General features: G+C 70.4%; 18 protein-coding genes. 9 read left to right on the forward strand and 9 right to left on the reverse strand.

Annotated elements, in window-relative coordinates; translation table 11 throughout:
- Positions 1 to 265 precede the first annotated feature (265 nt).
- From Air01nite_RS35935 to Air01nite_RS35950, 4 genes are all read right to left on the reverse strand, one after another.
- Positions 266 to 1,252, reverse strand: a complete 987-nt coding sequence (locus tag Air01nite_RS35935) for an acyltransferase family protein (protein ID WP_203707856.1) — start codon at positions 1,250 to 1,252, stop codon at positions 266 to 268.
- Positions 1,253 to 2,079: 827 nt separating this feature from the next.
- Positions 2,080 to 2,964, reverse strand: coding sequence for an alpha/beta hydrolase (locus tag Air01nite_RS35940; protein WP_203707857.1), 885 nt, complete (start codon positions 2,962 to 2,964; stop codon positions 2,080 to 2,082).
- Positions 2,965 to 3,079: 115 nt separating this feature from the next.
- Positions 3,080 to 3,745 carry a response regulator gene (locus tag Air01nite_RS35945; RefSeq protein ID WP_203707858.1) on the reverse strand — a complete coding sequence of 222 codons (666 nt, stop codon included), beginning with the start codon at positions 3,743 to 3,745 and terminating at the stop codon, positions 3,080 to 3,082.
- Entirely contained in the window at positions 3,742 to 5,025 is a 1,284-nt protein-coding gene (locus tag Air01nite_RS35950; RefSeq protein ID WP_203707859.1) for a sensor histidine kinase, read from the reverse strand. Before Air01nite_RS35950 ends, Air01nite_RS35945 begins: the two co-directional genes overlap by 4 nt.
- Positions 5,026 to 5,194: 169 nt before the next feature.
- On the opposite strand from Air01nite_RS35950, the gene fabG reads away from it, so the two are divergent.
- The 8 genes from fabG (at position 5,195) to fxsT (ending at position 16,849) form a co-directional block, all read left to right on the forward strand.
- Positions 5,195 to 5,899, forward strand: coding sequence for a 3-oxoacyl-[acyl-carrier-protein] reductase (gene fabG / locus Air01nite_RS35955; protein ID WP_203707860.1), 705 nt, complete (start codon positions 5,195 to 5,197; stop codon positions 5,897 to 5,899).
- A 29-nt stretch (positions 5,900 to 5,928) separates the two neighbouring features.
- The gene (gene fabI, locus Air01nite_RS35960) at positions 5,929 to 6,711 is read left to right on the forward strand and encodes an enoyl-ACP reductase FabI (RefSeq protein ID WP_203707861.1); all 783 of its coding nucleotides are present in this window, start codon (positions 5,929 to 5,931) and stop codon (positions 6,709 to 6,711) included.
- A 22-nt stretch (positions 6,712 to 6,733) separates the two neighbouring features.
- Positions 6,734 to 7,777, forward strand: a complete 1,044-nt coding sequence (locus tag Air01nite_RS35965) for a ferrochelatase (RefSeq protein ID WP_203707862.1) — start codon at positions 6,734 to 6,736, stop codon at positions 7,775 to 7,777.
- Positions 7,774 to 8,553 carry an HAD-IIA family hydrolase gene (locus Air01nite_RS35970; protein ID WP_203707863.1) on the forward strand — a complete coding sequence of 260 codons (780 nt, stop codon included), beginning with the start codon at positions 7,774 to 7,776 and terminating at the stop codon, positions 8,551 to 8,553. Before Air01nite_RS35965 ends, Air01nite_RS35970 begins: the two co-directional genes overlap by 4 nt.
- Positions 8,554 to 8,695: 142 nt before the next feature.
- Complete coding sequence (locus Air01nite_RS35975; protein ID WP_203707864.1) at positions 8,696 to 9,028, forward strand: CU044_2847 family protein; 333 nt, start codon at positions 8,696 to 8,698, stop codon at positions 9,026 to 9,028.
- Positions 9,029 to 9,084: 56 nt separating this feature from the next.
- Positions 9,085 to 11,454, forward strand: coding sequence for a VMAP-C domain-containing protein (locus tag Air01nite_RS35980; protein WP_203707865.1), 2,370 nt, complete (start codon positions 9,085 to 9,087; stop codon positions 11,452 to 11,454).
- Entirely contained in the window at positions 11,451 to 12,470 is a 1,020-nt protein-coding gene (locus Air01nite_RS35985; RefSeq protein ID WP_203707866.1) for an AAA family ATPase, read from the forward strand. The genes Air01nite_RS35980 and Air01nite_RS35985 overlap by 4 nt, the downstream gene beginning before the upstream one ends.
- A complete protein-coding gene (fxsT, locus tag Air01nite_RS35990; RefSeq protein WP_203707867.1) occupies positions 12,467 to 16,849 on the forward strand; it encodes an FxSxx-COOH system tetratricopeptide repeat protein in 4,383 nt (1,460 codons plus the stop codon). The genes Air01nite_RS35985 and fxsT overlap by 4 nt, the downstream gene beginning before the upstream one ends.
- Here fxsT and Air01nite_RS35995 read toward each other — a convergent pair.
- From Air01nite_RS35995 to Air01nite_RS36010, 4 genes are all read right to left on the reverse strand, one after another.
- Positions 16,846 to 18,150 (reverse strand): HEXXH motif domain-containing protein, encoded by a 1,305-nt coding sequence (locus Air01nite_RS35995; RefSeq protein WP_203707868.1) that lies wholly within the window; start codon positions 18,148 to 18,150, stop codon positions 16,846 to 16,848. The two genes, fxsT and Air01nite_RS35995, sit on opposite strands and share 4 nt — an antisense overlap.
- A complete protein-coding gene (locus tag Air01nite_RS36000; protein ID WP_203707869.1) occupies positions 18,147 to 19,343 on the reverse strand; it encodes an FxsB family cyclophane-forming radical SAM/SPASM peptide maturase in 1,197 nt (398 codons plus the stop codon). Before Air01nite_RS36000 ends, Air01nite_RS35995 begins: the two co-directional genes overlap by 4 nt.
- Positions 19,340 to 19,543 carry an FxSxx-COOH-like cyclophane-containing RiPP peptide gene (locus Air01nite_RS36005; RefSeq protein ID WP_203707870.1) on the reverse strand — a complete coding sequence of 68 codons (204 nt, stop codon included), beginning with the start codon at positions 19,541 to 19,543 and terminating at the stop codon, positions 19,340 to 19,342. The genes Air01nite_RS36000 and Air01nite_RS36005 overlap by 4 nt, the downstream gene beginning before the upstream one ends.
- A gap of 176 nt (positions 19,544 to 19,719) precedes the next feature.
- Entirely contained in the window at positions 19,720 to 21,228 is a 1,509-nt protein-coding gene (locus Air01nite_RS36010) for an aminopeptidase P family protein (RefSeq protein ID WP_203707871.1), read from the reverse strand.
- Positions 21,229 to 21,342: 114 nt separating this feature from the next.
- Here Air01nite_RS36010 and asnB point away from each other — a divergent pair, with 114 nt between their 5' ends.
- The gene (gene asnB, locus Air01nite_RS36015) at positions 21,343 to 23,286 is read left to right on the forward strand and encodes an asparagine synthase (glutamine-hydrolyzing) (RefSeq protein WP_203707872.1); all 1,944 of its coding nucleotides are present in this window, start codon (positions 21,343 to 21,345) and stop codon (positions 23,284 to 23,286) included.
- Here the strand turns inward: asnB and Air01nite_RS36020 are convergent.
- Positions 23,283 to 23,768, reverse strand: coding sequence for a hypothetical protein (locus Air01nite_RS36020; RefSeq protein ID WP_203707873.1), 486 nt, complete (start codon positions 23,766 to 23,768; stop codon positions 23,283 to 23,285). The genes asnB and Air01nite_RS36020 overlap by 4 nt on opposite strands.
- Between the last annotated feature and the right edge of the window lie 119 nt (positions 23,769 to 23,887).

A 23,887-nucleotide genomic window follows, 5' to 3' on the forward strand; every position in this document is an offset into this window, starting at 1 on the left:
TCGACAGGACAGGCCCTAGTTGGCGTTGTTGACCAGCATCGCGACGACGAGGACCCAGACGGCGGCCAGGGTGAAGCCCAGCGGGGCCACGAAACGACGGTTCATCACGGCTCTCCGATGCGAAGGTGGGACTTCTGGGGTCGTGCGGAATCGCGGCGGAGGAGAGTCGCAGCCGGACGGCAGCATGCGCAGGCCGGGCCCGCGGACGTGCGGGGGCGCGGCGGCTGCCGGCAGGCGGATTTCTGGCTGTCGTCGGGTCGCTGGATCAGCGGGACCGGACGGCGGCCCGGCTGCGACTCGGAGGATCGCTGTCTCGCACGGCGATCACCTCCAGACGTCGGCCGGGCACACGAACCAACGGAGATTCTATCCCCTGCCCGACATCGAGGTGGCATTGGCCGGAAGGTTGGCCACCGACCGTCCGATTTGGTCGCGCCCGCCGACCGCGCGCCGGACCCAGCCCGGCGATCCGGACGACCAGGACGAGCGCGGCCGCGAACAGCGGAAGCCAGGCCAGCCGGGCCGCGACCCAGCCGTAGCCGTCCGGAGCCGTGAGCAGTCCCGGCTGCCGCCCGGCGATCCACGCGACGGCGACGGTGACCGAGATCATGGTCGCCTGGTGCCAGAGATAGACGTGGAGGGCGGCGTTGTTGAGAGCGCGCACCGGGCGCCGGGTGCCGAGACGGCGCAACCACGGCAGGAGCAAGATCACGGCACCGGTCTGCGCGATCGCCAGAGCGAGGGCGGCCAACGACGGCGGATCCAGGTTGGAGCGTCCGGCACCGGGCACGCCGACCGCACTGGCCGGGTAGCCGGCCGCGAACACCAGTGCGACCACCGCGGCGGCGCCACCCACGAGCAGCGCCCAGCCGGTGGCCCGGCTCGTCAGCCGACCCTGCGCCAGCGCCACGCCGAGCACGAACGGCAACCCCCAGGCCGCGACGAGGGTGGTGGGCAGGAAGCCGAAACCGAGGTCAGCCGCGAGCACCACTCCCCCGGCGACGGCCGCCACCGGCAGCACGCCGAACCGCCGCACCACCCGAGCGATCGGCGTTACCAGCGCGGTGAGCACCAGAAACGGCAACAGGAACCACAGTGGACTCACGACGAGCTTGCCCACGGTACGCAGCGTCTCCTCGGGCACACCGACCAGCGCACCGGCCACCAGCGCGAGCGACAGCAGGCCGACCAGGGCACCGACGGGCCCGACCAAGGCGGCCAGCCGCCGCGGCAGCCGGATGCGGCGGGACACCGGGCTTGGCCGCCTGCCCGGCGAGTCCGCAGGCCGAGTCCGGGCGGCTGACGGCGCTCCTGCCGCCTGCGCCGGGGCTCCGGCGGTCGGCGACGCGGCCCCGGCACCCCCGGCGGTCGCTGCCGGTGCCCCGGAACGCCACGCCAGCCAGGCCATGAACCCCGGACCGCCGGCAGGAGTCGTAGCTCTCGCCATCGCGACCGCTGGCTCGAACGGCCCTGCGTTCGTAGCCACGGACCCTTGCGCGGCGGCCGATGCCCCAGCTCCCGCCGCTTCGAGAGCAGGCCCGGGCCGTCTCGCCAATCGGGCCACGGACCACCGACGGGCCATCGAGGCACCACGCGTCGCTGCCACAGGCTCGGAACTCCCTGCGGGCGTGGCCGTGGGCCGGCGCCCGCCAGCCGGGGCCGCCGGTTCGGGCGCATCGGCGACAGGGCGGGTCGGCCCCGTCAATGCAGCCGCCGACCCCGGCGCGGCGGCCAACGCCGCCGCTTCAGGCCTCGGGCCGGCAGACCGGGAACGCCGCGCCGGCGCGGCCAAAGTCCCCTGCCCGGCGGCCGACACCGCCGCTTCGGGCCTCGGGCCTAAAGCCCGGGACCGGCGGGCGGCCGAGGTCGCGGCGGCGTAGCCGCCCGCGAGGAAGAACAGGCCCAGTGTTTGCAGCAGCCAGCTCACCGACTGCATGGCCGGCAGAGCCGCCAGCGGGCTGTGCACCTGCAGCGCGCCGTCGTCGCCGAGCGCGAGGGCCGTGACCAGCCAGTGGCCGAGGACGACGCCCGCGATGGCGGTGGCGCGGACGGCGTCGATGCCCGCGTCCCGGCGCGCGGTCATCGGGTCACCACCGCGGCGATCGCGGCCAGGGTGGCCGTACCCGGTGAGAAGTAGTAGTCGTGGCCCTGGACCCCGGTCGTCGGCAGCGCCGCGGCGCCGAACGAGGGTGTGGCCGGGCGCGTGCCGAGGCCCAGGCCCAGGAAGCGGGCCTGTGGGATCCGGCCGATCCAGTCGGTGGGTGCGAGCGCCGCGTAGACCGCGGCCCGCGTGTGCAACCCGGCTACGTCGTCGGCGCCCATGCCGGGCGCGCCCACCGCGATCAGTGCCGTCACCTGGTGCGGCAGTCGCGGTGCGGCGAGGCCCACGACGACCGCGCCGTAGCTGTGGCCGACCAGCGTGATCCGGGCGTCCGGGCGGCGGGCAGCCAGCCAGCCCGCGAAGGCCGCCAGGTTGCGCGCGCCCGCCCGCGCCCGGACCTCGCGGGCGGCCTCGAGGCCGACGCCTTCCGGCGGGTCGTACCCGAGCCAGGCGACGACCGCGACCCGGGCCGCCGGGTCCGCCGCCAACGCGGCGTCGTAGACCGCCCTGGCCTGCGTTGCCGGCGCCCGCCGGGCGACGCCGCCCAGGCCGCTCGTGAAGGTCGCCAGCGTGCTGTCGACGCCCGGCACGACGACCGCGATCCGGTCCGCGGTGGCGAGATCACCCACCACCTCGGCGGCGGTGCCGTCGTCGCGGGTGGAGAACGCGAGGAAGTGCCGGCTCGCCGCCCAGCCCGCGTAGGCGCCGCCCGCGGCGCGCATCGCCGCCGCGGACGCCTGGTACGCCAGTGCCGGCGTCGGGCCGGCGGCCGGCGCGGCGAGGACCGCCGCGGGAGCGGGCACCAGCAGGCCGACACCGAACGTGGCGGCGGCGACGCCGAGGAGAAGTGTCCGTCGCATCATGCGCCGCACGATGCCGGTGTGGACGGTGCGAAATCGTCGTACCGGGGCGTGGTCCTGCCGGTGCTACCTCAGCATGACGAGGGCCCTGCCCGGCGGTCCGGGGTGGTACGCGGGCCTACTCGCCCGCGGCGACCAGACCCGTCTCGTAGGCCAGGACCACCGCCTGCGCCCGGTCGCGCAGGGCCAGCTTGGCCAGGATCCGGCCCACGTGCGTCTTCACCGTCTGCTCGGCCACGACCAGCTCGGCCGCGATCTCCTGGTTGGACCGGCCGCGGGCGATCAGCCGCAGCACCTCGGTCTCCCGCGGCGTCAGCGCGGCCAGCGCCGTCGGTCGCGGCCGGGCCGGGCCCGGGCGGGCCGCGAACTCCGCGATCAGCCGCCGGGTCACCGACGGCGCCAGCAGCGCCTCGCCGCCGGCCACCACCCGCACCGCGTTGACCAGGTCGGCGGCCGGCGCGTCCTTGAGCAGGAAGCCGCTGGCCCCGGCCCGCAACGCCTCGTAGACGTAGTCGTCGAGGTCGAAGGTCGTCAGCACCAGCACCCGCGGCGGGTCACCGACCGGACGGCCGTCGAGCAGCTGCCGGGTCGCGGCCAGGCCGTCGAGCACCGGCATGCGGATGTCCATCAGCACCACGTCAGGGTCGAGCCGGCGCGTCTCCGCGACCGCCTGCGCGCCGTCGGCGGCCGCGCCGACCACGAGCATGTCGTGCTGCGCCGCCAGCAGCGCACCGAAACCCTCGCGGACCATCGCCTGGTCGTCGGCGATCAGGACCTTGATCACGCGCCTCGCCCTTCAGGAACGGCCTCGGAAGCAAAGACGGCCGGCAGCGTCGCCGCGACCGCGAACCCACCGAACACCGTCGGCCCGGCCTCGAACCCACCGCCGAGCAGCGTCGCCCGCTCCCGCATGCCGGCGATCCCGTGACCCTCCCCAGCGCTCGACGACCCGGCCGCGGTGTCGCCGGGCGGCGCGTCGTTCTCCACCCGGACCACGACCGCCGCGCCGTCGTGCGTCACCGCGACCCGCACGTTGGCCCCGGGTGCGTGCCGCGCAGCGTTGGCCAGCGCCTCCTGGACGATCCGGTAAGCCGCCAGGGCGACGGGCCCGTCCACCTCCGGGACGACCCCGTGCAACGTCACCGGCACGCCCGCCCGCCGGGCGGCCTCGATCAGCTCGGCCACCTCGGCGAGCCCAGGCTGCGGCGCCGTGAGCGCGGGCGCGGTCTCGCTGCGCAGCACCCCGAGCAGGCGCCGCATGTCGACCATCGCCTCCCGGGCGGACCCCGCGATCGAGGCGAACTCGCGGCGCACCGGCTCGTCGATCTCGGGTAGTCGGAACGGCGCGGTCTCCGCCTGCACGACGATCATCGACATGTGGTGCGCCACCACGTCGTGCATCTCGCGGGCGATCCGGGTGCGCTCCTCCAGCACCGCCCGGCGCGCCTTCTCGAGCTGTGACTGCTCCTCCTGCTCGGCGAGCCGCTCACTGAGCGCGCGCGAGCTCTGCCGCCAGCGGCGGACCTGGTTGCCGAGGATCAGCATCAACAGGAACAGGACCGACACGCCCCAGGCGTTGGCGGCCTTGACGAAGAGGAAGACCGGAACCAGCGTGAGCGCGCCGGCCCAGGCCGCCACGCCCGACTCCGCCCGCAGGGCCAGGGCGAGCAGGATGATCAGGAAGAAGACGATCTGCACGGGGTTCCAGGGCCACGCCTCCGAGGGGAGCGCGTTGAGGACGCCGACGAAGAGCATCACGTAGGCGAGCCGCCAGGCCACCAGCGGCCGGTGGTAGGCGAACAGGACCGGCACCGTCGTCCCGTAGCCGATCAGCGTGGAGACCAGGTCGGTCTGGCCGCGGGTGCCCTCCAGGTATTGCGCGGCGGCCGCGCCGAGCCCGAGCACGCCGAGCACCAGCAGCGGGATGGCCAGCCCGCGCCAGCGCGACCACCAACGCTCGATGCGCGGGCTGCGGATGCGCCGGCCGGGCTCCGGCGGGAAATCCGGCCCGATCAGCACCCGGCGCAGGTCGCGCAGGCTGGTGGCGACGAGGGTCTCGTTCACCATCCGGAGGTTACGCGGGCGGTCCGACAGGAAGCGTGCCGCTGGAGAGCCATCCGAACTGTCATACCCGGGTATGAGGATCACAACTGGGCGAGGCGAATTAGCCGTACCCCCGGGTAAGCCGTAATGTCCAATCCGCAGACCGACCTGGCAGTGGGGAGACACGAAAATGGCGCGCACGGTGCTGGTGACCGGCGGAAACCGCGGCATCGGCAAGGCCATCGCGCTGGCCTTCGCCGCGCAGGGCGACAAGGTCGCGGTGACCCACCGCGGCACCGGGGCGCCCGAAGGGGTCCTCGGCGTCAAATGCGACATCACCGACTCCGACTCGGTCGACGCCGCGTTCACGCAGGTCGAGCAGGAGCTCGGGCCGGTCGAGGTGCTGGTCGCCAACGCCGGGATCACCGCCGACACGCTGCTGCTACGCATGAGCGAGGAGCAGTTCACCAGCGTGGTCGACACCAACCTGGCCGGCGCGTTCCGCGTGGCCAAGCGCGCGTCCAAGACGATGCTGCGCGCCCGCTGGGGCCGGATGATCTTCATTTCCTCGGTGGTCGGCCTGACCGGCAACCCGGGCCAGGTCAACTACGCGGCCAGCAAGGCCGGTCTCGTCGGCGTCGCCCGGTCGATCACCCGTGAGCTGGGCACCCGCAACATCACCGCCAACGTGGTCGCGCCGGGTTACATCACCACCGACATGACCGAGAACCTCCCCGAAGACCTCAAGAAGAAATATGTCGAGTCGATCCCGGCCGGCCGGTTCGGCGCGGTCGACGACATCGCCGCGGCCGTCACCTTCCTGGCCAGCGACCACGCCGGCTACATCTCGGGCGCCGTGATCCCGGTCGACGGCGGCCTCGGCATGGGCCACTGACCCTCTCCGACAAGAAGAAAGGCTGCACCGTGGCAGGACTGCTGGAGGGCAAGCGACTCCTGGTCACCGGCGTGATCACCGACCAGTCGATCGCGTTCTCGGTGGCGAAGCTGGCCCAGGAGAACGGCGCGACCGTCGTGCTCACCGGCTTCGGCCGGATGTCGCTGGTCGAACGCATCGCCAAGCGGCTGCCCGCCGAGGCGCCCGTGATCGAGCTCGACGTGACCAACCAGGAGCACCTGGAGACGCTGGCCGAGAAGGTCGGCAAGCACATGGACGGCATCGACGGCCTCGTGCACTCGATCGGTTTCGCCCCGGCCAGCGCGCTCGGCGGCAACTTCCTGGAGACGAGCTGGGAGGACGTGTCGACGGCGCTGCACGTCTCGACGTACTCCTACAAGTCCCTCGCCATGGCCGCGCTGCCGCTGATGCCGCGGGGCTCCTCGGTGGTCGGGCTGACCTTCGACGCCACCAAGGCGTGGCCGGTCTACGACTGGATGGGCGTGGCCAAGGCGGGCCTCGAGTCGGCCTCCCGCTACCTCGCGTTGCACCTGGGCAAGCAGGGCATCAGGAGCAACCTGGTGTCGGCGGGGCCGCTGCGCACGATGGCGGCCAGGTCGATCCCCGGTTTCGAGCAGTTCGAGGACGCCTGGACCCGGCGCGCGCCGCTCGGCTGGGACCTCAGCGACCAGGAGCCCGCGGCCCGGGCCGTGCTCGCGTTGATCTCCGACTGGTTCCCGGCCACGACGGGCGAGATCATCCACGTCGATGGCGGATATCACGCGCTGGGTGCCGAGCCCGCATCGATCTGATCGGGCAAGGCACAATCGTCTGATGCCGTACGACGCGTTGGTCCTGGTTTCGTTCGGCGGCCCGGAACGCCCGGAAGACGTCATTCCGTTCCTGGAAAACGTCACCCGGGGCCGGGGCGTGCCTCCGGAACGCCTCGCCGCCGTCGCCGAGCACTACTACAGCTTCGGCGGCGTGTCGCCGATCAACCAGCAGAACCGCGAGCTGATGGCCGCGATCGAGGCTGACTTCTCGGCCAACGAGCTGCCGCTGCCGGTCTACTGGGGCAACCGCAACTGGCACCCGCTGCTGACCGACACCGTCGCCGAGATGAAGGCCGACGGGGTCAAGCGCGCGCTGGCGTTCGTGACCAGCGCCTACGGCGGCTACTCGTCGTGCCGGCAATACCTGGAGGACTTCGCCAAGGCCCGCGCCGCGGTGGGCGAGGGTGCTCCGGTGATCGACAAGCTGCGGCACTTCGCCGACCACCCGGGCTTCGTCTCGCCGCACATCGACGCGGTCCGGGCGGCGCTCGACACGCTGGATCCGGCCCGCCGCGAGACGACCCGCCTGGTGTTCACAGCCCACTCGATCCCGAACTCGATGGCCATGACCGCCGGTCCGCCGCCGGTCGATCCGCCGGGCCGCTACGTTGCCCAGCTGCGGGAGACCGCGGCCCTCGTCGCCGCCGCCGCGGCCCCGGACCTGTCGTGGGACCTGGTGTGGCAGAGCCGCTCGGGCCCGCCGTCGGTGCCGTGGCTGGAGCCCGACGTCAACGACCACCTCGCCGCCCTGGCCGACACCGGGGTGACCAGCGTCGTCGTCAGCCCGATCGGCTTCGTCTCGGACCACCTGGAGGTGATCTGGGACCTCGACAACGAGGCCGCGGCAACGGCAAAAGAGCGAGGGCTCGATTTCGTACGCGCCGCGACTCCCGGCACGGACCCACGCTTCGTGGCGATGGTCCGCGAGCTGGTCCTCGAGCGCATGGAGCCGCACCCGGACCGCCTGCGGCTGGGTACGCTGCCGCTCTGGGACACCTGCCCGGCCGACTGCTGCACGCCACCCGCCAGGAGACCGTCATCATGAGCGACCGCAAGGCGATCGAGAGCTGGCTGACCGACATGGACGGCGTGCTCATCCACGAGGGCCAGCCCGTGCCGGGCGCGCCCGAGTTCGTGCGCAAGATGCGCGCGAGCGGCAAGCCGTTCCTGGTGCTCACGAACAACTCCATCTACACGCCCCGCGACCTCCAGGCGCGCCTGGCCCGGATGGACCTGCACGTGCCCGAGGAGTCCATCTGGACGGCCGCCCTGGCGACGGCACAGTTCCTGTCGGACCAGCGCCCCGACGGCTCGGCCTACGTCATCGGCGAGGCGGGCCTGACGACGGCGATGCACGCGGTCGGCTACGTCCTGTCGGACTACGCGCCGGACTACGTGGTCCTGGGCGAGACGCGGACCTACAGCTTCGAGGCGATCACCAAGGCCGTCCGCCTGATCAACGACGGCGCCCGCTTCATCTGCACCAACCCCGACCCGACGGGCCCGTCGACAGAGGGCGCACTGCCGGCGGCGGGCTCGGTGGCGGCGATGATCGAGAAGGCGACGGGCGTGACACCGTACTTCGTCGGCAAGCCCAACCCGATGATGATGCGGTCGGCCCTGAACACGATCAACGCCCATTCGGAGAGCACGGCGATGATCGGCGACCGCATGGACACCGACATCCTCTGCGGCCTGGAAGCGGGCCTGGAGACGATCCTGGTCCTGACCGGCATCAGCACCCGCACGGAAGCGGAACGCTACCCGTACCGCCCGAGCCGCATCATCGACTCGGTCGCGGATCTGGTCGACGAGCTTTAGTCGCCTTCCCGTCTGAACCCGCACCGGCACCGGTTGGGGGATACGGCGCCGTGAATGAAACGCCATATACTCGCGTGGCCGGTCGGGCACGTGGCGTAGCGGTGCCCGACTCATTCCATTGTGGTGGAAGGGACGGGCACGGATGCGGCAGGCGATTCCTTTGCGGCTCTCCTCGGGCGGCCAGGTCTGGGTCGACATAGGAGAGGAACAGGGTGTCGTCCGAGTCGGCACGAGCCCTGGCGAAACGCTTGCCAAAGCGACCGCGTCCGTGGCCGAGGTCTTCGACGACATCCGTGATGCCGCTGACGACGCGCTATCCGCCATGATCGAGATGAAGTCGGTCCCGTCGAAGATCGAAATCGTGTTCGGGGTCGCCCTTACCGCCGAGGCCAACGCGGTGATAGCGAAAGCCGGAGCGCAGGCCAATATGACGATCACCGTTGCCTGGGAGCGAGACCTAGGCGCGGACTCTTGACCGCTGTTCAGGACTCGTCGCCGCCAGACAGCGCCACACCCACCGGTGCATGGCAAGTGCGAATCGCCGATCAGACCGGCGTGGTCCTGGGTTGCGGGGTGCTCGTTTCCGCCCGCCACATCGTCACCTGCGCGCATGTGCTGTCACCCGCCCGTGAGCGGCCGACCGGTCCGTTCCTCGTCGACTTCCCCCGGTCCGCCAGCGGCTTCGACGCCACCGCCACGGTGGCGGTCGGCGGATGGGTTCCGGTGACCGACAACGGCCGGGGTGACGTCGCCGTCCTCGAGTTCGACAAGGCCCTGGCCGAAGACATCAGTCCAGCCGTGCTCGACCACGGCCGTGACAAGCGTGGGCGCGACGCCAGGGTGTTCGGCCATCCGGTCGGCGTCGCCAACGGCGTATGGAGTCGGGGTCAGGTCGCCGACACCGTCGGACCGCACAACGAGTTGGTGCAACTATCACCCGGCATGGCGACGCACCACGAGCGGATCGAGCGCGGCTACAGCGGTGGCGGCGTCATGGTCGACGAACGGGTGGTTGGGATCGTCACCAGCTCGGTGGCCGGCACGGAGCGGTTGGCCGCGTTCATGATCCCGATGGAAGTGGTCGCCGTCCATTGGCAGCGGCTCGTGCTGCTGCCCGAGGGTCGCGACGGCTTCGTCGAGCCTTCGGCGACCCAACAGTTGATCGCGCAGTTCGCCCGGTTCGAGGCGCTCACCCGCTACCAGGAACGCATCGTCGCGCTGCTGCCGACTCGGGTGCGGGACGACATCGGCCCTCCGCCGCACTCAGTCTCGTCCATTGTGGAGGCCTGTCGACTGCGAAGCGAGCTGCGCCAGCTGGCGGACCTCGTCATCTACTTCGAACAGGGCTCCCCCTCGCTGGTGCGCCCGCTGGAGGCCGTCCTGGCTGCACAGCGCGTCCAGGCCGAGTCACCTTCGGCGGAGACGCCCGACGAGCTCACGCCGGATCAGCTCCGGAAGTTGACGGACGCGCTGGTCCGGATGCGCTACTTTCTCGATCCACTCACCCGGAAGACCTACTTCGAGACCTTCGTCCGCCGGGCGCGCGACGTCCTGCACCGGCAGGTGGCGTTGACACCGACGACCGACGTGTACGCCGACGCGGAGAACCTGATCCAGGTCTGCTTGCCCATCCCCGGATCACTGCGCCTCTTCGTCGACGCCATCCCGCCGGCCGACCGCGTCCCGGGCACGGGCTTCGGCGAGTTGGTCCTCGTGGTCGAGGAGATCTGCATCGAACGCATTCTCACCGATGCCGAGCGGCACACCCTGGTCGAGCTCGTGCGCACCGCGCCGCGTGACGTCGTCGCGAGTGCCCACCGCCGCTGCCTCGATCCCTTCGAGTCGGTCGGCCCCATCGACGGCGCCGACCCGGACAAGCTGGTCCGCCGGATCGAATCCCTCGCGGGTCGCCGGGACCGCCCGCCGCGGGTGGTTCACTTCAGCGAGCAGCTGGCGGCATTCCTGCCTGAGCTGCGCTCCGATCTGCACGACTGGGGCGACCGCGTCTGCGCCCGGCTCGGTGCGCGACGGGTCGACCTCGGGACGCTGCGCCAGTCGGTCACCGCTGACCAGCTCAGCCTCGACCGGCCCGTGATGAGCGTCCGCCTCGTGCCCGACTCGATCGAGCGGAGCCAGTTCCTGCTGGCGATCACTCTCGATCGCGGCGGCGGGGCGCGTCGTCAGTTGGTGGCCAACGACCAGCCCGAGCCGATCGACCGGCTGGTCGAGCGGGTGGACGCCGCCATCGGCCACGCTCTCGAGCTCGTCGACTACGACGAGGGCTTCATGATCGAGGTGATCGTGCCCCGTGCGCTGATCGCCGAGCCGGTCGACACGTGGCCGATCACGGACGAGTTCTTCGAGGACCAGATCGGCCGACGGTTCCCGATCGTCCTGCGTAGCCTGGAACGGATGAGCGAGCCCAAGGTCCGTCCACAATGGCGGCGAAAGTGGCGGCTCGCGCAGGACCAGCGCCACCCGGACCCGGCCTCGATGCACTTCCTCGGCCACGAGAGCGGCGACACCGCGTTCGCCGTCCGCGAGAGGCTGCGCAGCGACGAGAAGCTGTTCCTGGCCATGGGCGGTCCACCGGCGCCGCATTCCGACAAGCGTGCCCCGGACGCGTACGCGGCGGCGCTCTCCGCCGGCATCCCGTACCTCGCGTGGGTGCGCGACCCCGCGCTGGAAGAGGTGCTGCGCGCAGCGCTGGATCGCGCGCTAACCCGACACCCCGTGCGCAGCCTGGTCGACATCGTGGCAGCTTGGCGAACCGCCACCACCGACGACGCCGAGGCAGCCGCGCTGGCGGCGCACATCACGCTGATGGTCTGCGACGAAGAGCGCACACCGAACCCGTCCGGCGCCCTCGACCTGCGCGCCCCCGCGAGGAGGAGAACATGACCGACAACGACGCGGCGTGGTACGTCTACCGTGGCGAGGGAAGCCAGCACGACGGTTTCGACCGGCTACCGCCTCCCCCGCCCTGGCGGGAGTTCGACGGTGAGGTGCTATCGGGGTCAGAGGAGGACCTGAGGTCCGTTGGCGAGGTTCGCCCCGGCACCGCGACCCGGGCCGAGACCTACCGTCCTGAGAAGAGCGTCGTCGAGAAGGTCAACGCCGCTCTCTACCTGCGGCGCCCGCTCCTGGTCACCGGTCAGCCCGGCACCGGCAAGTCGACGCTCGCGTACAGCATCGCCTGGGAGCTGGGTCTCGGTCCGGTGCTCTCGTGGTCGATCACCAGCCGTTCGAGCCTGCAGGACAGCCTCTACCGCTACGATGCCGTCGGCCGGCTGCAGGAGGCCAACCTGCGCCGGTTGTCGTCGGAGCCCGGGCCGCCCACCACCTCCGTCGGCCCGTTCGTCACGCTCGGCCCGCTCGGCACCGCTCTCGTCGCGCGGCACCGGCCGCGGGTGCTTCTGATCGACGAGTTCGACAAGGGCGACATCGACCTGGCCAACGACCTGCTCAACGTCCTCGAAGAGGGCCAGTTCACGATTCCCGAGCTCGCCCGCGAGGAGGGCGACGACCCGGTGCCGTTGACGACCGACGACGGCGCGACCACGTTGGTCCGCGGCGGGCGGGTCCGGGCTCGAGCCTTCCCGATCATCATCATCACCAGCAACGGCGAGCGAGTGTTTCCTCCGGCCTTCCTGCGTCGTTGCCAAGAGGTGACGATTCCGCTCCCGGGCGAGGCGAAGCTCAAGGAGATCGTCCGCACCCAGCTGGGTCCGGAGACTCTTGCCGCGACCGAACAGCTCTGCACCGAGTTCGCCACCTTGCGCGACGCCTCCGGCGGCCTGCCCACGGACCTTCTGCTGAATGCCGCGTTCCTCTACGTCGCCGGCAGTGAGGAGGATCAGGGCAAGCGGATGATGGCGCGGCGCCTGATCCGAGAGGCCAGATCGGGGCAGTCGTGAGCCACGACGACCTGATCGACCGGGCGATCGGCATCCTGCGGGATGCGGACTATCAGCCCACGCCCGACAGCGTCGCCGACGTCATCTGGTTCGCCGGCCAGCTCAGCGCCGGCCGTGTCGCGTCGGTGGCGCCCGCCGAGCAGTCCGATGAGGTCGTCGAGCCGGTCGACGGCCCGGTGCCCGACGACCACGACGCGGCACCGGCTGAACCCGGCGACATCGCCGAGAACGTCGACGAGCCGACCTTCGAGTCCGACGACGACGTCGTGCCGACCGTGCCGCACCAGGCCGGTCCGCCTCCGGAGGAGCGGTACGCCAGGATCGAGGTGCCGCGCGCCCAGCCGACGCCGGGGCCGCCCGGCGTGCCGGTCCGGGTGCCAGGTGCTCCCGCGCTCGCTCGGCTCGGCATGGCCCGCGCGCTGCGCCCGCTGAAGCGACGCGTCAACGGCAAGGGGATCGGCGCGCTGGACGCCGAGGCCACCGCGCGCCACGCCGCGCAGACGGACGTGCTGGTGCCGGTGTTCGCCCCCCGCCCCGAGCGCTGGCTCGACGTCGCGGTGGTGGTCGACGCCGCGCCCTCCATGGTGGTGTCGGAGCAGACCGTCCAAGATCTGGTCGCGATCCTCGAAGAGCTCGGTGCATTCCGCGACGTGCGCGTATGGCTGGTCGACAGCACGAGCGACCAGGCCCCGCTGCGGGTCCGCGCCGGCGGGCCTGACGCGACGTGGCGCGATCCTCGGGAGATCGTCGATCCCACGGGGCGGCGCGCCGTGGTCGTCGTCGCCGACTGCCTCGGCACGGCCTGGCGGGATGGCCGGATGGCGGACGTCCTGGACGTGTGGGCGCGTTCGGCACCGGTCGCGATCGTGCAGCCGCTGCCGCAACGACGATGGGCCGGCTGCGGGCTGGTGACGCGAGAGGTGAGCCTCTGGGGCGACCGCCCGGGGACTCCCAACCGGAGCCTGTCGGTCGAGATCGACGACGACTTCTTCGACAGCTTCGACGCCGAGGACGATTCCGTGCTGGCCATGGGCAGCGTCGTCCCCGTGATCGAACTGTCGCAGCGGTGGCTGGCCAGTTGGGCCGCGCTCGTCTCCGGGGAGAGTGCACAGCGGCTGCCCGGGCGGGCCGCATTCACCGCCATGATGCGTGGCGGGACGGAGCCGGCTCCTGATGACGAGCCGGAAGTGGAGTCGGCCGTCGCGCGTTTCATGGCTGAGGCTTCGCCCGACGCGTACGAGTTGGCGAAACTACTCGCGGCGGCGGCGCCCCTTACGCTTCCGGTAATTCGGCTGATCAAAGAAGCGAAGCTTCCACAATCGCCGTCGAGTGCGGTGCCGGAGGTCTTTCTCGGAAACCTGCTCGAAATAGTGAACGATAGTTCAGTCGCCGACCCCTACGAAACGACGTACGACTTCCTGCCCGGCATCCGCGAAGAGTTGATCGCCCGACTCGGTCGCGCCGACGCGCTGAGCGTCCTGACCGAAGTGTCGCGCTACCTTGTGCAACACTGGGGGTCCGATCTGGACTTCCTTGCCCTGCTGCGGATGGACGGCCCGATCGGCGATCTCGACGCCCGTGGCCGCGCCTTTGCCAAGATCACTATCGAGGTCCTGAAGTCTATCGGCGGAACCTACCGCGAGAAGGCGCTGCGCTTGGAGAATCAGCTCAACCAAGTCCCGGTTGGCTGGTTCCATGATCTGGCGCCAGAGCCGCAAGCTGCGAATATGCTTGATGCGACAAACCATGCCGAGCCTGAAGACCCAACGCCACCGTCCAACATGGTAGAAATCAGTAGTGTATCGAGTCATTCTCCGGGTGAGGCCGATATGGTGATCGAATCTCAACCCCCGATCCAGGCGTCTGCCACGACAAGTCGCCGAAAGACGCCGGTGGGATGGAAATCGATCCCTCCACGCAACCCCAATTTCGTCGGCCGTGACGAAATGTTGGCGAGTCTACGCAACATGCTGGTCAATCGCAGTCAGACTGCGATCCTACTGCCCCGAGCGCTCTACGGCCTGGGCGGTGTTGGCAAGACCCAACTCGCGGGTGAATACGTCCACCGCCAGCGCGACGACTACGACCTGGTGTGGTGGGTCGCGGCCGAGGACCCTGCCGAGGTCCGGCGCTCGTTGGTCGACCTGGCGGACGAGTTGAACATCCCGGTCACCAACGACACGTCCGAAACCATCCGCCGGGTCCGCGACGCGCTGTCGAGTCGCAAACCCTACGCACACTGGCTGATCGTTTTCGACAACGTCGGGGATCCCGCCACCCTCCGCGAGCTGTTGCCCGACCCGCGCGGCGGGCACGTGCTCATCACCACCCGCGACCGGCGGTGGGAGACCGAGGGCCGCGCGGTCGAGGTCGGCAGCTTCGACCGCAGCGAGAGCGTCACGCTCCTGCGTGCGCGCGCGAGCACGGGCGACGCCGATGCCAACGAGATCGCCGCCCGTCTGCAGGACCTGCCGATCTCCCTCGCTCAGGCGGCGGCCTGGCTCAAGGAGACCAAGCAACCGGCATCGGCCTACCTCGACCGGTTCAACGAGGAGCTCGGGCGTCGCCCTGAGGACCCGCGATCGGAATATCCGCGCGAGGCGGCCGCGGCGATGAACATCGCGTTCGACCAGTTGCAGACGGACGCCAAGCTCGCCGCGCAACTGCTGCAGCTCGCGTCCTACTTCGGTCCGGAGTGGATCTCGCTCGACATGCTGCACCGCGGGCGCCTCGCCACCACCTTCTCCCGCGCACTCGGCCCTGTTCTTCGCGACCAGGCGCCGCTGCAGCGGACCGTGCGGGACATCAACAAGCTGGAGCTCGCCCGCTTCGACAGCCGCAACAACCGTTTCCAGATCCACCGATTGGTCCAGTCGATGGTGCAGGCCGACATGTCCCAACAGCAGCGGGACGAAGTCCGGCGCACGGTCCAGGAGATGCTGGCCTATGCCAACCCGGGCAACCCCGATCTGATCAGCGACGACGAGCGGGCCAAGCACGCGCAGCTCTCGGCTCACATCGTCGCGTCGGGCGTCATCCAGTCCGACGAGGACGAGCACCGTCAGGTCGTCCTCGACCAGATCCGTTACCGCTACATCGTCGGCGACTTCGAGTCGAGTGAGGCGCTCGCGACGCAGGCCGTCCAGGTCTGGGAAAGCCACGGCAACCGGGACGACACCTTCACCCTGATCGCCCGCCGCCACGGCGCCAACGCCATTCGTGCGCTGGGAGACGCGGCGCGCAGCCTCGACATCAACAGGGAACTGCGCGATCGCTTCGTCGCGACGCTGGGTCCGCTTCACGAGCACACGTTCGCGACGGTGAACACCTACGCGGCCGACCTGCGCGCCCTCGGTCGTTTCCGCGAGGCGCGCGAGCTCGACGACCAGAACTACCAGAATCTGGTCACCGAGCTGGGGTCCGAAGACCGGTCCACGCTGCGATCCGCCAGCAACCTCGGCGTCGACCTGCGCATGGTCGGCGAATACGACCAGGCACTCGAGATCGACGAGGAGACCTCGGCCACCGCGCGGCGGGTTCTGGGCCCGGACGACTCGATGACCCTGACCTGTTCGTCGAACGTGGCTCGCGACCTCTACTCGCTCGGTCGGTTCGACGAGGCGTTGCGCCGCCAGACCGAAGACCTGCCGTTGTTCGAACGCGTTCTGGGCGTCGACCACGTTTTCGTGCTGCTCGCCCGCCGCACGATCGTCATGAGCCTGCGCAAGCTCGGGCGGGTCGACAAGGCGGCCGAGGACGCGCGAACGCTGCAACTGGCGTTCCGCAACCGACTTGGCGACACGCACCCCGAGACGTTGCTGGTGAGCCAGAGCCTGCTGAACGCTCTCCGCGACAACTCCGAGGTCGCCGAGGCCGTCCGGGTCGGCCAGCAGACGCTCGAGATGTACCGCGAGCGCCTTCCTGACCACCCGTTCTACTACGTGTGCTGCGCCAACCACGCGATCGGGCTGCGCCAGGCCGGGCGGGTCCGGGAGGCGCGGAAGCTCAACGAGGAGGCGTTGCAAGGCCTGCAGCGGCAGCTCGGTGAGAAGCACCCCTACACGCTGTGCTGCGCGACCAACCTGGCCAGCGACCTGGACGCGCTCAACGAGAACATCGCGGCCGTCGAGCTGTCGGCGGCCACGTTCGAGCGCTCGCGCGATGTGCGGGGCTCCGACCACCCGTACACGTTGGCCTGTGCCATCAACCACGCCGTCGACCTCATCGCGACCGGTGACCGCGCGGGCGGCGAGACGTTGCGCGCCGACACGATCGACAAGATGCGACGCATGCCCAACATCGGGCCGGCCCACCCCGACACGATGCTGGCCACCGACGGTCGACGCATCAACTGCGACATCGAGCCGCCGCCGGTTTAGGTGCCGTCGGCAAGACCGCGCCGTCGCCGCCAAGCCACCCGCTTGGCGGCGACGCGTGTCTCGGCCGCGGTTACCAGCGACCGGGCGACGCTGACCGTGCCCAGGTCGTCGATGGCGACGCTCAATCCGTCGACGAACCTGCGGCCCGCCGGCGTCAACTCGTCGGACCGCACCAATGCCTCGACGGCCGCCCTGACGTCAGCGCGTACGTTGGCGAACTGCCGTGCCGCCTCCGGAAAGCCGTCAGAGCCCGTATAGAGCGCCCGCCACGTGTCCGCGACACCGAGGAAGGCGTAGACGCCCTGCAACAGGCCGGCGACCGGCCGGGGATCCGACCGCCATGGAGCGAAGTGGACCGCCTCGCCCGACATGGCGCACAGCGGCTCGATGTCCATCGCGGCGGTGAGTTTCGAGTGCTGGATCTCGTGTACGAGCGTCGTCGCGAACTCGGCGGCGGAGACCGGCAGGTCCAACCCGATCGCGCCGACCGCGTCGCGGGACGTCGCGCTCCTGGCGGCGTCCAGGTTGGGTTTGCGCAGCGGGACAATGGTGCGCAACGCGACGGCCAACTCCTCGGCCCGCCTGGGCACGTGCCGAGCGACGATCTGCCACGTCGAGGCGAACTCGTGCTGCCAGCGGTTGAAAGCCGGGCTGGACAACCGCGGGGACGCGTCGATGTGGTAATTGCCTCGACAGGGATCGATGTCGTCGATGGGCACCGTGACCGCCGGCGGCCCGGGCGCGCGCAGCGCCCGGAGCGGTTGCCAGTGCGGCGACTGCGCGGAGTCGGTCGCGGGCACCTCGCGACCGTCGACCCATAACCCGGGCGGCCGGCTCACGAACTTCACCGGCCCCTGCTGCTGTTCGGTGTCCAGCCGCAACCGGCCCAATGTCGGCAGCACCAGCTCGCCGCGATGGATCCGTCCCACGAGCTCGGCGGAGATGCCGGCCCGGTGAGCCGCGACGACCGCGTACGGCACGAGCCGGTCGAGCTGCCGTGCGACGTCCGACGGCTCGGGCTCGCCGGCGATCAGCCGGAGCAGCGCACCCGCCCAGCTCCCGAACATGGGTGTGTCGACCAACCCCGCCACTGCGGCATGGTCCCGCTGGTCGGCGGCCGCGAGGACCGCGAGCGCCTGCCGATGGTCAGCGGTCAGACCCGGGCCATGGTCGACGACCAGCTTGAGGATCATTAGTCGTCGGCTCCGCTGCCCCCGCAGCAGGTCGTCGACGAGCGCGGGCCCGCCCAGGCCCGAAGCGAGCAGGTCCAGATCCGCCGCGCTCAGCCGATGCAGCTTCACCGGGCCACCGCCGATCGCAGCCGTTCCACGTCGGGCCGGACCCGGCCGATGACGTGGTCGATGAACCGGATGAGGTCGGCGCAGTAGACGGACGGATTCCGGAAACCGTGGCCGGGCCGATATCGATGCGTGTACGAGCCTCCACCGCACACCCGCATCAGGCGGCAGTCATGGCAGGTCGCCGACAGCGCGGCCGACCCGATCTGCCGGGCCACGATGCCCGGGTGGCTCAGCGCGGCGTCGAACGGATCCGTCTCGACATGCAGGCCCGTCGCCGCGGCTCCCTCGTAAGCCGACTTCAACGAGTCGACCTGCTCGACGGCTCCGTCGCTTTCCACGACGACCAGCGGCACGGCGCTGAGGCCGACCTGCTCAGAGCGGCTGGCCCCGCCGAGCACGAGCATGACGACGGAGTCGAAGAGCCGTACGCGCGTCTCCCGCTTGGGCGCGTCGTACCAGCGGTCGAAAGCGGCGACCAGCCAGTCTCCGTGCGGAGTGCCGCCGCCCGCGGCCGGCGGGTTGGCCCAGTTCGCGTGGGGAAGCAGGAAGTCGATCGCCGGCGGCGAGTGCCCGACCAGAGCCTCGTACGTCGCGACCGGATCCGACCGGACATCCACGGTGCACAGCAGGCCGGCGAACGACCGCCGATAGGACTCGCTGCCGAGCAGCGACAGGGCACGGGCGACCGCCGCGTAACTGCCGTGGCCGTCGGGCCCGCGGCGGTGGACGTCGTGGGCCGACGCTTCCCCGTCGACGCTGACGGCGACGCGGACGCCGCGGGCTTGCAACGCGGCGAGGATCTCTTCGGTGAGCAGCACCCCGTTGGTCTGCATGGTGACGTCGACCGTGCAGGGTACGGACGCGCGCAGCGCCTCGACGATCGCGCGGATGGTGGCCACCCCGGCCAGGAGCGGCTCGCCGCCGTGCAGCACCACGTGGACGCGGTCGAGGCCATGCGCGGCCACGTGCTCGGCGATCCGGCCGACGGTCTGGCGCCACACCCGTGTCGGCATCCGCGTGGGTTTCGTCCGCCACGATTGGTCGGCCGAATGGTAGACATAGCAATAATCGCAGGACAAATTGCAACGCTGGTGGATCTTCAGAACGAACTCTCGAAATGGAGTTGGTTTCCAGCCGCTTGCCCGCAGATCGTCGAACGTCGCACGCGCGTCGGCGGGCCACTCCGACGTCATTCGTCAGGTGAAAGGACGCTCTGGAAGGCGGCGAATACGGTTCGGGTCGGGTCGGCCGCCTCGGCCAGGAATTGCCGGAACGTGGCCCCGAAGGCGGATTCGTCTGTGGCCAGCAGGTCCGCCACGCGGGCGTCCGACACGTCGACCAAACCGTGCACCGGCACGGGATCGGGGGTGTCCTGGCTTTTCGCGAGTGTCATGCCGCTGGCCTCCCGTGCGGATCTCGCCGACCTCATGTGGCAGCCGGCAACGGCGCCGATCCACCATTGAAACTTTACGTCACGGTCAATGGCATTCGGCAGTGTCCGGGTTTCACAACCGATGATCGCATGTCAGACATAGACCGCCATGCGAACGATCGGGTAAATGGTGCGAGTCAGGCGCCGGGGAGGCGGGGGCCGGCGGCGCGTTGGGTGTCCAGCCATGCCTCGACCTCGGCCGACGAGCGCGGCAGGCCCGCAGACATCACCCGCGAGCCCGTGGCTGTCACCAGGACGTCGTCCTCGATGCGGACGCCGATGCCGCGTAGCTCTGTCGGCACCAGCTCGTCCTCCGACTGGAAGTAGAGACCCGGCTCGACCGTCAGCACGTAGTTCTCCGCCACCGTGCCGTCGCGGTACATCTCCTTGCGGGCCTGTGAGCAGTCGTGCACGTCGATGCCCAGCATGTGGCCGAAGCTGTGCAGCGTCCACCGCCGGTAGATCGTCGAGGTCGGGTCCATCGCCTCGTCGACGCTCACGGGGAGGACGCCAAGATCCGCAAGGCCCTCCGCCAGGACGCGCATGCAGGTCAGGTGGATGTCCTCGAAGCGGACCCCGGGCTTGATGACGTCGATGCCCGCCTGCTGGGAGCGGTGGACGATGTCGTACACGTCCCGCTGCAGCGGGGTGAAGCGGCCCGAGACCGGGACCGTGCGCGTGATGTCGGCGGTGTAGAGATTCGGGTTCTCCACGCCCATGTCCATCAGCAGCAGCTCGCCCGGGACCGTCGCGCCGTCGTTGCGGATCCAGTGCAGGATCGTCGCGTGGCGGCCGGCGCCGACGATCGAGCTGTAGCCGACGTCGTTGCCGTCGTAGCGGGCCCGCAGGCCGAAGACGCCCTCGATCAACCGCTCCCGGATCGGCCGGTCCGCCGGCAGGATCCGGGCGACGTCCTCGAATCCCCGTACCGTCGAATCGATCGCGTCCTGGAGCTGCTCGATCTCCCACGGGTCCTTGACCAGCTTCAGCTCGGAGATCGCGCCGGCCAGCTCCTGGTCGCGCGTGCGCCCGTCTCGTGCCTTCTGGTCCTTCTCGTCCCGTTCGGTCCACGGCAGCACCGCCGCGTCCACCTCGGGGTCGAAACCGCGCAGCACGCGCGTGCGGCGCGGCGCGCAGTCGGCCAGCACCGGCGCGAGGTCGCTCAACACCGCCGTCTCCACACCCAGCGACGCGGACTTCTCCGTCAGCGTCGCCCGCCGGCCGACCCACAGCTCGCCGTCCCGCGAGCGGAAGAAGTCGTCGGTCTCCCGGGAGTTGCGGGGCTTCGTGTAGAGCACCGCCTCGTGCTCGTCGCCGACCGGGTGCAGCACCAACACGCTGTCGGGGTCGAGGTCGCCGGTCAGGTAGGCGAAGTCGCTGCCCGCCCGGAACGTGTAGTCCGTGTCGTTGGCCCGGGTCTTCTCCCGGCCGGTGGGGATGACCAGCGTCTCACCCGGGAACTGCGCCGAGAGCGCGGCGCGGCGGGCGGCATAGCGCGGGGAACCGGACGACGGCTGCACCGCGAGCGAGTCCTCCGCCCAGCCGGTGCGCATGAACTCCAGGAACTTCGGGGGGAACGCGGGGTCGTGGGCCTCGACCTTGGCCGTGCTCTCACTCATGACCGGCTCGGTCGACTCTTCGCCCATCACCGCTGACCGCCTCCCCATTGATCGCGTTCCCGGGACACGCTACCCCGCCACGCCACCCGATTCCGATGGGAGGCGGCCGGTGGTTGGGCGGCGCGTGGAAAGATGGCCGCCATGTGCGGAATCCTGGCCTTCTTCAGCGCGCACGGCGCGGCCGGCGCCCACCGGGACGCGATCGCCGGTGCGTTGGAGAGCCTCCACCACCGTGGTCCCGACGAGACCGGGGTGGAGGTGATCGGCAACGACGCGGTGTTCGCCCACAAGCGGCTCTCGATCATCGACGTGGCGTTCAGCCACGAGCCGCTGCCCTACGCGGGCGGTCGCTACCTGCTGACCTTCAACGGCGAGATCTACAACTACATCGAGCTGCGCGAGGAGCTGGCCCGCGACTACGGTGCCACCTTCGCCACCCAGGGTGACGGCGAGGTGATCGTCGCCGGCTACCACTACTGGGGCGAGAAGGTGCTCACCCGCCTGCGCGGCATGTTCTCGTTCGTCATCTGGGACCGCCAGGAGCGCCGCGCGTTCGGCGCCCGCGACTACTTCGGCATCAAGCCGATGTTCTACCTGCAGACCGTCGACGGGGTCTACCTCGCCTCCGAGAAGAAGGCGCTGCTCCCCTTCGCGCCCGCCGCGCACGCCGGCGACGCGGGGGTCGACGCCGCCAACCTGTCGCACTACCTGACGCTGCAGTACGTGCCCGAGCCCGGCACCCTGCACCAGGGCATCTCCCGGATCGGCTCGGGCGAGTGCCTCAACTGGGTGCCCGGCTACCCGGTCGAGGTCCGCCGCTGGTACCGCCCGGTCTTCAACCCCGCGCCCGTGCCCGACCAGGAGCGGCTGTTCACCGAGATCCGCGAGACCCTGCGCGAGAGCGTGCGGCTGCACATGCGCTCCGACGTGCCGGTCGGCGCGTTCCTCTCCAGCGGCATCGACAGCACCGCCGTGGTCGCGCTGTCACGGCAGTTCAACCCGAACATCCTGACCTTCACCGTCGGGTACGACGTGCCGGGCTACTCGGAGATCGAGGTCGCCCAGGAGTCGGCGCGGCACCTCGAGGTCACCACGATCCCGACCAAGATCGGGCCGCAGGACATGATGGAGGCCCTCCCCCGGATCGTCTGGCACCTCGACGACCCGGTCGCGGACCCGGCCCTCGTACCCCTGTATTTCGTGGCCAAGAAGGCCGCCGAGCACGTGACCGTGGTGCTCTCCGGTGAGGGTGCCGACGAGTTCTTCGGCGGCTACACGATCTATCGCGAGCCGCTGTCCCTGTCCGCGGTCAACGGCCTGCCCGACCCCATGCAGAAGGGCCTGCGGGCGATGTCCAAGGTCATCCCGCAGGGCGTGAAGGGCAAGAGCTTCCTGGAACGGGGCACGACGCCGCTCGAGGAGCGCTACTACGGCAACGCGCGGATGTTCACGGAGGAAGAGAAGCAGAGCCTCCTGCGGCGGTACGACCCGGCGGTGCGCTACACGGACGTCACGGCGCCGATCTACGCGGAGGTCCCCGACCTCGACGACGTGACGAAGATGCAGTACATCGACCTCTACACCTGGCTGCGCGGCGACATCCTGGTCAAGGCCGACCGGATCTCGATGGCGCACTCGCTGGAGGTCCGCGTCCCGTTCCTCGACCGCGAGGTCTTCGAGGTGGCGTCCCGGATCCCGGTCGAGCTGAAGCTGCCGCCGCGCTCCGACGCCACCAAGTGGGCGATGCGCCAGGCCCTCCAGGGCGTCGTGCCCCCGGCGATCGTCAACCGCAAGAAGCTCGGCTTCCCGACCCCGACCCGCGTCTGGCTGGCCGGCGAGATGTACGAGTGGGCCCGCTGGATCATCTCCAACTCGCACGCGGGCGAGCTGATCGACCTGAACTACGCGCTGCGCCTGCTCGACGAGCACAAGAAGGGCGAGGTCGACAACTCCCGCAAGGTCTGGACTGTCCTGATCTTCTGCATCTGGCACGCGATCTTCGTCGCGCGCACCCTCGACCCGGGCATCACCCGCAACCAGTCGGCCCTGCTCACCAAGCCGGTCGTCGGCTCGATGGTGGCCTAACCCATCATCCAGAGCGCGTTGGCGGCGCCCGGGTGGAAGTGCCGGGCGCCGAGCTGGGAGGCCAGCGTCGGGGACGCGCGCTCGGCGCTCAACACCACCGTGTTGATCATGCGGGCTGCCCATTGGGTGGCGGCGTGGTTGATCCAGTCGATGGGTTCGAGTGGGATCAGCAGCTTGGCCAGCACCGAGCCGCGGTCCCGCTCCCCCGGCGCCACGTGGTAGCCGCCGAAGACCGCTTCCTGGTTGAGGGCGTTGACCCGCTCGTACGCCTTGTCGTCGAGCCAGAACTCGGTGGCCAGCCCGCAGGTCAGCGCGAGGAACGGGTCCTGCTGGGCACCCAGCCTGGGCGCCAGCACGCTGACCGTCGCACTGCCGACGATGGCCAGGGCGCGGTGCTCACCCATCGCGAGCTCCTGCCAGCGACCCGGGTACTGGGCCTCGGCCATCGCCTGGGCGAGTTCCATGCCTTCGTCGAGGTTCATCGCCTGCCCCTCAGCATCGCCAGCCCCTCATCAGAGCCTCCACGCGCGGGTGGAGTCTGCGGTGAGCCGAGAGTGATCGCAATCCGCCGGACGGTCACAGCGCACTGGCCCACCGAAGT

This window comes from Asanoa iriomotensis (genome assembly GCF_016862515.1).
GTDB lineage: Bacteria > Actinomycetota > Actinomycetes > Mycobacteriales > Micromonosporaceae > Asanoa > Asanoa iriomotensis.